At 54.2% G+C, this 9,986-nt stretch carries 9 protein-coding genes; 3 read left to right on the top strand and 6 right to left on the bottom strand.

Translation table 11 applies throughout. From position 1 onward, the window contains the following. Nucleotides 1-64: 64 nt before the first annotated feature. The 4 genes from dksA to KEM39_RS07505 all read right to left on the bottom strand — a co-directional run bounded on the left by dksA (nucleotide 65) and on the right by KEM39_RS07505 (nucleotide 2,561). On the bottom strand, nucleotides 65-481 hold the full coding sequence (gene dksA, locus KEM39_RS07520; protein WP_025457529.1) for an RNA polymerase-binding protein DksA: 417 nt from the start codon (nucleotides 479-481) through the stop codon (nucleotides 65-67). A gap of 146 nt (nucleotides 482-627) precedes the next feature. Then, nucleotides 628-1,437 (bottom strand): pyrroline-5-carboxylate reductase, encoded by an 810-nt coding sequence (gene proC / locus KEM39_RS07515; protein ID WP_228476506.1) that lies wholly within the window; start codon nucleotides 1,435-1,437, stop codon nucleotides 628-630. A gap of 30 nt (nucleotides 1,438-1,467) precedes the next feature. Further along, a complete protein-coding gene (locus tag KEM39_RS07510; protein WP_118997859.1) occupies nucleotides 1,468-1,875 on the bottom strand; it encodes an RNA-binding protein in 408 nt (135 codons plus the stop codon). After that, nucleotides 1,875-2,561 carry a YggS family pyridoxal phosphate-dependent enzyme gene (locus tag KEM39_RS07505; RefSeq protein ID WP_041423011.1) on the bottom strand — a complete coding sequence of 229 codons (687 nt, stop codon included), beginning with the start codon at nucleotides 2,559-2,561 and terminating at the stop codon, nucleotides 1,875-1,877. Before KEM39_RS07505 ends, KEM39_RS07510 begins: the two co-directional genes overlap by 1 nt. Before the next feature lie 113 nt (nucleotides 2,562-2,674). Here KEM39_RS07505 and pilT point away from each other — a divergent pair, with 113 nt between their 5' ends. From pilT to yccS, 3 genes are all read left to right on the top strand, one after another. Beyond that, a complete protein-coding gene (gene pilT, locus KEM39_RS07500) occupies nucleotides 2,675-3,718 on the top strand; it encodes a type IV pilus twitching motility protein PilT (protein ID WP_025457532.1) in 1,044 nt (347 codons plus the stop codon). A gap of 141 nt (nucleotides 3,719-3,859) precedes the next feature. Next, nucleotides 3,860-5,086 (top strand): PilT/PilU family type 4a pilus ATPase, encoded by a 1,227-nt coding sequence (locus tag KEM39_RS07495; protein WP_101135347.1) that lies wholly within the window; start codon nucleotides 3,860-3,862, stop codon nucleotides 5,084-5,086. A 116-nt stretch (nucleotides 5,087-5,202) separates the two neighbouring features. Then, complete coding sequence (yccS, locus tag KEM39_RS07490; RefSeq protein ID WP_211709785.1) at nucleotides 5,203-7,353, top strand: YccS family putative transporter; 2,151 nt, start codon at nucleotides 5,203-5,205, stop codon at nucleotides 7,351-7,353. A 667-nt stretch (nucleotides 7,354-8,020) separates the two neighbouring features. Here yccS and KEM39_RS07485 read toward each other — a convergent pair. Then, nucleotides 8,021-8,287: a DUF3079 domain-containing protein gene (locus KEM39_RS07485; protein WP_118997857.1), complete on the bottom strand. Its 267-nt coding sequence runs from the start codon at nucleotides 8,285-8,287 to the stop codon at nucleotides 8,021-8,023. A gap of 289 nt (nucleotides 8,288-8,576) precedes the next feature. Beyond that, the gene (gene ftsY, locus KEM39_RS07480; protein ID WP_118997856.1) at nucleotides 8,577-9,962 is read right to left on the bottom strand and encodes a signal recognition particle-docking protein FtsY; all 1,386 of its coding nucleotides are present in this window, start codon (nucleotides 9,960-9,962) and stop codon (nucleotides 8,577-8,579) included. Nucleotides 9,963-9,986: the final 24 nt, after the last annotated feature.

The raw sequence follows: 9,986 nt of genomic DNA, 5'->3' as shown, positions 1-9,986 counted from the left end.
GGTGCGCCTTTGTGAATATGCCGTCTGAAACTCGGGGACTCAGACGGCATTTTGTTTGCCACTATCAGTCGGCAAACTGTTTTTTCATCCTCTCTCGGCGTTCTTGGGCCTCAACAGATAAAGTGGCTGTCGGGCGTGCCAGCAGCCGCTTCAGACCGATAGGTTCTCCCGTATCGGCACAGAATCCATAATCCCCTTCATCTATATTGCGGATGGTCGCCTGTATTTTACTGAGAAGTTTTCGTTCCCGATCGCGGGTACGGAGTTCCAATGCGTACTCTTCTTCCTGTGTGGCACGGTCGGCAGGATCGGGGGCTGATTCGTGTTCTTGGAGATGCCCTGTCGTAGCGGAAGCATTTTCGATGAGTTCGTCTTGCATTTTTACCAGCAATTCGCGGAAAAAAGCCAAATGGTCGTCATTCATATAATCGTCTTCCGGCCCGCTCCAATTCAAAATATCTTGTTCTGTCAGCTTTGCCATAATGTATGTCCTCTCGGTTCACCGCAAAAAACAAAGCACCACAAAGTGGCTTTATTCCTTTGATTTTTATAAGGCTTATTGCCTAAGGCGTTTTTGAAAACGCGCATCATAACACGTTTTGGATTGGTTTTTTTATTTTCTTTACATTATTGATATTGCCGTTCCATTTCCTGCGAACGGCGCACACAGGCACAAACGCCTTCATTTATGGCTTCGGCGACACGATGTCGTCTGAAGGCTTCCACAGCTTCGTGGGTTGTCCCGCCTTTTGACGTTACATTTTTTTGAAGCTTCTCGAAATCTTCACCCGTCTGCTCGGCAAGAGCAACCGCTCCTTTAAATGTTGCCAGGCTGAGCGCGCGTGCTTCTGCCATATCAAACCCTTGTCGGATGGCGGCATTTTGCAAAGCATCCAGCAGATAAAACACATATGCCGGCCCGCTGCCGCTGATACCGGTAATGCTGTGCATTTGCGCTTCATCTTCCAACCAAACGGTCAAACCGACTGATTTCATGATTCGATCGGCAATCCTGCGGTCTGTTTCCGATACTTCCGCTTCGGCAAACATACCGGATACGCCCAGCCCGATTTTTCCGGGCGTATTCGGCATAACCCGGACAATGCGGCGTGTTCCCCCGAGGTAACGGCTGAGCGTATCAACCGACAATCCAGCTGCAACAGAAAGCACCAATGCACCATTGGTGCGGATATTTTTGCACGCGGCTTCCATATCCTGCGGCTTAACAGCAAGAATCAAAACATCACCCGAATGCAATTCCGGCAGGGTTGCCGAAGTTTCGACCCCCAACTCTTTTTCCAAACGTTCGCGCTTTTCCGCACCACGGTTGGCTATATGGATGCGGTATCCCCCTTGTTTGACCAATCCGCCTGCGATGGCAGCCGCCATATTTCCGCCGCCGAGAAAATAAACATTCATTATTTCTACCCTATTCAAAATTACCTGACTAAATTAATTCCCAATTTTTTACCATCGGACGCGCTCGGACAGGCTGTTTCGCTTCAATCCCTGCTTTTCCAAGCAGTCGAATCCTTCCTGCCTGAAGGTTTCGATTAAAGGACGTTTGTCGCGTGTGCCCCAATCCAATTTACATGCTTCAAATTTTTCAATCTTCCGATGAAAATAAGAACTTTGCGCAAACTCGTATTCACTTGCATTTACAGAATAATTGCCGTCTGCAAGCGGTGTCCGGTAATCTTCGACGGAAGGTTCTTTCTCACCGGCAATGTCCCAAAAATCGATGGCGGCAGGCTTTTTGGGGAAACACCAGCCGGACAACGACGGACATGGATACCAACCCGCCAACTGACAGCCGGCAACCGTAAAGGCAAGCAACGCAGCCATTGCCGTATATTTTATTGCCCGAATTTCCATCAGCCCCTTTTCCCGAAAATCGCGCTGCCGATACGGACGTGTGTCGCACCGCACTCAATGGCGGCAGGCATATCGTCCGACATCCCCATAGACAGCACGTCCGCCTTAACGCCAGCCGTATTGAGGTCGGCAAGCAACTTTTGCATGGTCTGAAACTGGGTTTTCAACTCCGTTTCACTGCTGTTGGCTTTGGCAACGCACATCAGTCCGCGCACGACAAGGTTGGGCAGCTTCGCCACTTCCACGGCAAGCGCGACCGCTTCTTCGGGCGCGACACCGTGTTTTGCCGCCTCGCCCGCAATGTTCACCTCGATACACACCTGCAAGGGCGGCATTGAGGAAGGACGCTGCCTGCTCAGCCGGACGGCAGTCTTCAGACGGCATACGGTATGCACCCAATGCGCGCGTTCGGCGACAATTTTGGTTTTATTGGACTGCACATCGCCGATGACGTGCCACACAATGTCGGTCAAATCCGCCAATTCTTCCGTTTTACCGTACCACTCCTGAATATAGTTCTCGCCGAAATCACGCTGTCCGGCAGCGTAAACTTCGCGGATGCCGTCTGAAGGGAAAGTCTTACCGACGGCAATCAGGCTGACAGAATGCGGCTTCCTTCCCGCCTGCAGAACCAATTTCCCGATACGGTCGGACACCTCCCGATAACGTTCTTGCAAAACCGTCATAAATTATCCCCGGTAAAAATGCTTAAATAGTTGAATCCCAAGAATCAGGGCAGTAAAATTCAGAAGTAGGAAACACCGAACGACCCAAACATTATACTGGACAATATCCCATTATGCAGATTACCGACTTACTCGCCTTCGGCGTTAAAAACAAAGCATCCGACCTTCACCTGAGTTCGGGCATATCTCCTATGATTCGGGTTCACGGCGATATGCGGCGCATCAACCTTCCCGAAATGAGCGCGGAAGAGGTCGGCAATATGGTAACTTCGGTGATGAACGACCATCAGCGGAAAATCTACCAGCAAAACTTGGAAGTCGACTTCTCGTTCGAACTGCCCAACGTCGCCCGATTCCGCGTCAACGCCTTCAACACCGGCCGCGGCCCCGCCGCCGTATTCCGCACCATTCCCAGCACCGTCTTATCGCTGGAAGAATTGAAAGCCCCGCGCATTTTCCAAAAAATCGCAGAATCGCCGCGCGGCATGGTATTGGTTACCGGCCCTACCGGTTCGGGCAAATCGACCACGCTTGCCGCGATGATCAACTACATCAATGAAACCCAGCCGGCACACATCCTGACCATCGAAGACCCGATCGAATTCGTCCACCAAAGCAAAAAATCCCTGATTAACCAACGCGAGCTGCACCAGCACACCCTCAGCTTCGCCAACGCGCTAAGTTCCGCATTGCGCGAAGACCCCGACGTTATCCTTGTCGGCGAGATGCGCGACCCCGAAACCATCGGCTTGGCACTGACCGCCGCCGAAACCGGACACTTGGTTTTCGGCACGCTGCATACGACCGGTGCAGCAAAAACCGTCGACCGTATCGTGGACGTATTCCCCGCCGGAGAGAAAGAAATGGTGCGCTCTATGCTGTCCGAATCGCTGACCGCCGTCATCTCCCAAAACCTGCTGAAAACGCGCGACGGCAACGGCCGTGTCGCCTCGCACGAAATCCTGATTGCCAACCCCGCCGTCCGCAACCTCATCCGCGAAAACAAAATCACGCAGATTAACTCCGTCCTGCAAACCGGGCAGGCAAGCGGTATGCAGACGATGGACCAATCGCTGCAATCGCTGGTGCGCCAAGGGCTAATCGCACCGGAAGTCGCACGCAAACGCGCGCAAAACAGCGAAAGTATGAGTTTCTGACACACAACCGCCTTCCGGTCATACCGGCGGGAAAACAAGGCGCAAACACGCGGGGCGGGACGCGGCATCCAGCCCGGCATACTCGTCCTGTTGAAACCTGCCGCCGCAAACTGCAAGGCTTAAACTGAAAAGAAGTTAACGATGAGTACCAATAACCTGCACGACATCTTGGACGAAATGGTTCAAGTGTATTCTCAAAAAAAACAAAGCCGATCTGAAACCCCGGCCGAAATCGGCGCACACCTCCACCCACTGCTCGACCGACTGTGCGAAACCGCAGAAGCACAAAGCGCGTCCGACATCCTTATCAGCAAAGGATTCCCACCCTCGTTGAAAATCAACGGCGCATTAACCCCGCAGCCGCAAAAGGCTCTGACGGGCGAGGAAACCGCCGCCATCACCGCATCGACGATGAACGCCGAACAATTGGAAATATTCCGGCGCGACGGAGAAATCAACTACTCCGTCCAATCGCGCAGCGGCACGCGCTACCGCGCCAACGCCTACCACAGCCAAGGCCACGCAGGTTTGGTTTTGCGGCGCATCAACCACATCATCCCGCAAATGCAGGAATTGGGTCTGCCCGAAAAACTCAAAGACCTCGCCGTCGCACCACGCGGGCTGCTGATTATCGTCGGGCCTACCGGTTCGGGCAAATCCACGACGATGGCGACTATGCTCGAACACCGCAACAAAACCCTGCCCGGCCATATCGTTACCATCGAAGACCCAATTGAGTTTATCTACAAACCGCGCCGCTGCATCTTTACCCAGCGCGAAATCGGTGTCGACACCATAAACTGGCAGACGGCGGTACAAAACGCTATGCGCCAGTCCCCCGACGTGGTCTGCATCGGTGAAGTCCGCAGCAGGGAAAATATGGAATACGCGATGCAGCTCGCCCAAACCGGCCACCTGTGCATTTTTACGCTCCACGCCAACACCGCGCCACAGTCGCTCGAACGCATACTCAACTTCTACCCCAAAGAACAGCACAAACAAATACTGATCGACATCGCCCTCAACCTGTCCGGTATCGTCTGCCAACGCCTCGCCCTCAAAAAAGACAAAACCGGCAGGACGGCGGTTGTCGATTTGCTCATCAACACACCCGCCATCCAAGACTTCATCCTGAAGGGCGACCTGATGAACATCAATAAAATCATGGAAACCGCCAAAACCGACGGAATGCAGACGATGGACCAAAACCTTTTCGAACTGTACCGTCACGGCATCATCAGTTACGAAGAAGCCCTGCGCCAGTCCGTTTCCGCCAACAACCTGCGCCTGCACATCCAACTGTACGAAGAAGGCAAAATGCCCGAACTCCTTTACGACAGGGTCAACGGTCTCAACCTCGTTTCCTAATCCGCAAAACCCAATGCCGTCTGAAAACCGCATCCCCGTTTTCAGACGGCATGATTTTATCCGCCCCATTCATGTGCTACACTTTATTCACTTCATAACAATAAACCGGTAAAACCATGAAAACCCCACTCCTCAAGCCTCTGCTCATTACCTCGCTTCCCGTTTTCGCCAGCGTCTTTACCGCCGCCTCCATCGTCTGGCAGCTAGGTGAACCCAAGCTCGCCATGCCCTTCGTACTCGGCATCATCGCCGGCGGCCTGGTCGATTTGGACAACCGCCTGACCGGACGGCTGAAAAACATCATCGCCACCGTCGCCCTGTTTACCCTCTCCTCACTTGTCGCGCAAAGCACGCTCGGCACAGGTCTGCCCTTCATCCTCGCCATGACCCTGATGACTTTCGGCTTTACCATCATGGGCGCGGTCGGGCTGAAATACCGCACCTTCGCCTTCGGCGCACTCGCCGTCGCCACCTACACCACACTTACCTACACCCCCGAAACCTACTGGCTGACCAACCCCTTCATGATTTTGTGCGGCACCGTACTGTACAGCACCGCCATCCTCCTGTTCCAAATCGTCCTGCCCCACCGCCCCGTCCAAGAAAGCGTCGCCAACGCCTACGAAGCACTCGGCGGCTACCTCGAAGCCAAAGCCGACTTTTTCGATCCCGACGAAGCCGAATGGATAGGCAACCGCCACATCGACCTCGCCATGAGCAACACCGGCGTCATCACCGCCTTCAACCAATGCCGTTCCGCCCTGTTTTACCGCCTTCGCGGCAAACACCGCCACCCGCGCACCGCCAAAATGCTGCGCTACTACTTCGCCGCCCAAGACATCCACGAACGCATCAGCTCCGCCCACGTCGACTACCAAGAGATGTCCGAAAAATTCAAAAACACCGACATCATCTTCCGCATCCACCGCCTGCTCGAAATGCAGGGACAAGCCTGCCGCAACACCGCCCAAGCCCTGCGCGCAAGCAAAGACTACGTTTACAGCAAACGCCTCGGCCGCGCCATCGAAGGCTGCCGCCAATCGCTGCGCCTCCTTTCAGACGGCAACGACAGCCCCGACATCCGCCACCTGCGCCGTCTTCTCGACAACCTCGGCAGCGTCGACCAGCAGTTCCGCCAACTCCAACACAGCGACTCCCCCGCCGAAAACGACCGCATGGGCGACACCCGCATCGCCGCCCTCGAAACCGGCAGCTTCAAAAACACCTGGCAGGCAATCCGTCCGCAGCTGAACCTCGAATCGGGCGTATTCCGCCATGCCGTCCGCCTGTCCCTTGTCGTTGCCGCCGCCTGCACCATCGTCGAAGCCCTCAACCTCAACCTCGGCTACTGGATACTACTGACCGCCCTTTTCGTCTGCCAACCCAACTACACCGCCACCAAAAGCCGCGTGTACCAACGTATCGCCGGCACCGTACTCGGCGTAATCGTCGGCTCGCTCGTCCCCTACTTCACCCCGTCTGTCGAAACCAAGCTTTGGATCGTCATCGTCAGTACCACCCTCTTTTTCATGACCCGCACCTACAAATACAGTTTCTCCACCTTCTTCATCACCATTCAGGCGCTGACCAGCCTCTCCCTCGCAGGGTTGGACGTATACGCCGCCATGCCCGTGCGCATCATCGACACCATTATCGGCGCATCCCTTGCCTGGGCGGCGGTCAGCTACCTGTGGCCAGACTGGAAATACCTCACGCTCGAACGCACCGCCGCCCTTGCCGTATGCAGCAACGGCGCCTATCTCGAAAAAATTGCCGAACGCCTCAAAAGCGGCGAAACAGCCGACGACGTCGAATACCGCGCCACCCGCCGCCGCGCCCACGAACACACCGCCGCCCTCAGCAGCACCCTTTCCGACATGAGCAGCGAACCCGCAAAATTCGCCGACAGCCTGCAACCCGGCTTTACCCTGCTCAAAACCGGCTACGCCCTGACCGGCTACATCTCCGCCCTCGGCGCATACCGCAGCGAAATGCACGAAGAATGCAGCCCCGACTTTACCTCACAGTTCCACCTCGCCGCCGAACACACCGCCCACATCTTCCAACACCTGCCCGAAACCGAACCCGACGACTTTCAGACGGCATTGGATACACTGCGTGGCGAACTCGACACCCTCCGCACCCACAGCAGCGGAACACAAAGCCACATCCTCCTCCAACAGCTCCAACTCATCGCCCGACAGCTCGAACCCTACTACCGCGCCTACCGACAAATTCCGCACAGGCAGCCCCAAAATGCAGCCTGAAAAAGTTTCGGCATTTTGTAAGAGAGGACAGATTGTCAGACAGGTTGCAAGATAGTGGATAAGGCTTTGCGCAGGGTACATGCGTAGGTGGGAGGCAACTGTAGGGTGGATACATAAGGTGGGGAATAGGATGGACTGTGCGATGAACTGTAGGGTGGGCTTCAGCCCACCATTTCCACCAACCCCAACACCCAACCGATTCCCACCATCTTCATCAACTCAAAAACACAAACGGAAGAAAGGGATTCCTGCCTGCCGATTACGACTGTTTCAACGATTTGCCCACAGTGTCATGTGTTTTCGATGATGTTGTGAAGTGATGAAGTTGGTCGAGACGGTGGGATTGATGGAAATGGTGAGATTGGTGGGCTGAAGCCTACCCTACAGCCTGCGCGCGGCAGGCGGCGGCATGGGAAAAACAGGCAGGAATAAAAAACGCGCCCAAAAATAAAAAATGCCGTCTGAAATTGTTTCAGACGGCATCTTAATTTCTGACAAGGTATTACCCCTACCGTATCCAATCACCAATCTTATTATGGCGTGGGTCGGCATGCCGACGCGGTTTTGTCTGAAAATTCGGGCAGGTGCGGAATAACGGCAAACCTGTGCGTATGCCGTAAAAAATGCCGTCTGAAGCTTGTTCGGACGGCATTTTCATAGGAATGCATCAGGCGGTTTTATTTTTGAGGGGGAGTTTGATATGGGGTTTGGCGGGTTTCGGGGGTTCTTTCAAGCCCAGCTCGATTTGCTGGGCTTCATTCAAGAGGTTGCTCCAGTCGCCTTTTTTGTACCACTCGCGCCCGTCCAACTCAATGGGGTGTTGGATGCGCTCGCAGCCGTTGCCGCACTGTAAATCGTCTTCACGGCAATATTTGTCGCACCCCCAGCAGATGCGCTCCGGATTTTTTGGGAATATGGGGAATTTTTTTGCCATGATATGTGCCTCGTTTTTTTATTGGATGAAATTATAGGGGATGCGGCAACGGCAGTTTCGGGTTTATACGGTTTTTACGCGCGGGTGTTAAGGTTTGTGAAATACCGTATGAGGCGGTTTCGGTATTTTATACGGTAAATGTGTCAGGCGCGTAGGGGCGTTCGCATTTTTTGGGAGTTGGTATGAATTGATAGGATCAATGGAATCGGTGGTCTGAAGCCCACCGATTCCGCCAATCCCCACTATCTCCCGAAAACACCAATCCGCCGTTTTCAGACGGCATTTCGGCTCAATCCAGCAGTGCGTCCACAAACGCGCGCGCGTCAAATGGGCGCAAATCGTCTATGCCCTCGCCCACGCCGATGTAGCGGACGGGAACTGGACGGTCGGAGGCAAGCGCGGCGAGGATGCCGCCTTTTGCCGTGCCGTCGAGTTTGGTAACGATAAGCCCCGTCAGCCCCAGCGCATCGTCAAAGGCTTTGACTTGGTTGACGGCGTTTTGACCGATGTTGGCATCAAGCACGACGATGATTTCATGTGGCGCATCAGGCATGGCTTTTTGCAATACGCGCTTCACTTTTTTGATTTCTTCCATCAAATGAAGCTGCGTGGGCAGGCGGCCAGCGGTGTCGGCCAGCACAATGTCGATGCCGCGCGCTTTGGCGGCTTGGACGGCATCAAAACAAACGGCTGCGGAATCGCCCGTGGTTTGCGAAATCACGGTTACGTTGTTGCGCTCGCCCCAAGCTTGAAGCTGCTCACGCGCGGCGGCACGGAAAGTATCGCCTGCCGCCAGCAATACGGATTTGCCCTGAGCTTGAAAATATTTGGCGAGTTTGCCGATAGACGTGGTTTTGCCCGCGCCGTTGATGCCCGCAAGCATGATGACGAACGGCTCTTTGGTTTCGGGCAAGACCAAAGGTTTCTCCAGAGGCTTAATCAGGTCGTACAGCGCATCTTTCAGCGCGCCGCGCAATTCGTTGCCGTCTTTGAGGCCTTTGAGGCTGACGCGGTCGCGCACGTCTTTCATCAGGTATTCGGTGGCTTCCATGCCCATATCGCTGGTAATCAGCACGGTCTCCAGCTCTTCGTACAAATCTTCGTCGATTTGTCCGCCGCCGAACACGCCCGCCAGCGATTTCGCCATTTTGTCGCGCGATTTGGTCAGGCCTTGTTTCAAACGCGCCGCCCAACTGAGTTTGTGTTCTTCAGTTGTCGCAACGGCTTCTTGAACTTGCTCGACAGCCTCGCTGACGGTTTCGGCAACAGCTTCTTTTGCCGCTTCGACTTGTTCTGCTGCTTTTTCAGCCGTTTCCCCTGCTTCAGACGGCATCTCGGCAACGGCTTTCTTTACTTGTTCAACCGCACCGCCGACGGTTTCGGCAACAGCTTCTTTCGCCGCTTCGACTTGTTCCGCTGCTTTTTCAGCCGCTTCCTCTGCTTCAGACGGCATCTCGGCAACAGTTTCCTTTACCTGTTCAACCGCACTACTGACGGTTTCAACAGCCGATTCGACCTGCCCTTTGACGCTTTCCGTTAAAGATTCAGCATCTTCTTTAATATTTTCAACTATTTGAGCAACTTCAGATTCTACTTTTGCTGCGGTTTCCTGAATTTGAGCCTCCTCTGGAGCCGGAGTTTCCTGTTTTTTCTTGCGACGGAAGAAGCTGAACATTGAATTTTCCTTTTAATTTTAGAA

Source organism: Neisseria sp. Marseille-Q1983 (assembly GCF_018224585.1).
GTDB classification, from domain to species: domain Bacteria; phylum Pseudomonadota; class Gammaproteobacteria; order Burkholderiales; family Neisseriaceae; genus Neisseria; species Neisseria polysaccharea.
Note: the sequence above shows the minus strand (reverse complement) of the source record. Positions and strands in the feature narration are given on the sequence as shown.

Excerpts from the sequence above, each read along its gene's own strand:
- KEM39_RS07505 (WP_041423011.1), bottom strand. The coding sequence starts at position 2,561 with ATGACGGTTTTGCAAGAACGTTATCGGGAGGTGTCCGACCGTATCGGG.
- ftsY (WP_118997856.1), bottom strand. The coding sequence starts at position 9,962 with ATGTTCAGCTTCTTCCGTCGCAAGAAAAAACAGGAAACTCCGGCTCCA.
- yccS (WP_211709785.1), top strand. The coding sequence starts at position 5,203 with ATGAAAACCCCACTCCTCAAGCCTCTGCTCATTACCTCGCTTCCCGTT.
- KEM39_RS07495 (WP_101135347.1), top strand. The coding sequence starts at position 3,860 with ATGAGTACCAATAACCTGCACGACATCTTGGACGAAATGGTTCAAGTG.
- dksA (WP_025457529.1), bottom strand. The coding sequence starts at position 481 with ATGGCAAAGCTGACAGAACAAGATATTTTGAATTGGAGCGGGCCGGAA.
- KEM39_RS07510 (WP_118997859.1), bottom strand. The coding sequence starts at position 1,875 with ATGGAAATTCGGGCAATAAAATATACGGCAATGGCTGCGTTGCTTGCC.
- KEM39_RS07485 (WP_118997857.1), bottom strand. The coding sequence starts at position 8,287 with ATGGCAAAAAAATTCCCCATATTCCCAAAAAATCCGGAGCGCATCTGC.
- pilT (WP_025457532.1), top strand. The coding sequence starts at position 2,675 with ATGCAGATTACCGACTTACTCGCCTTCGGCGTTAAAAACAAAGCATCC.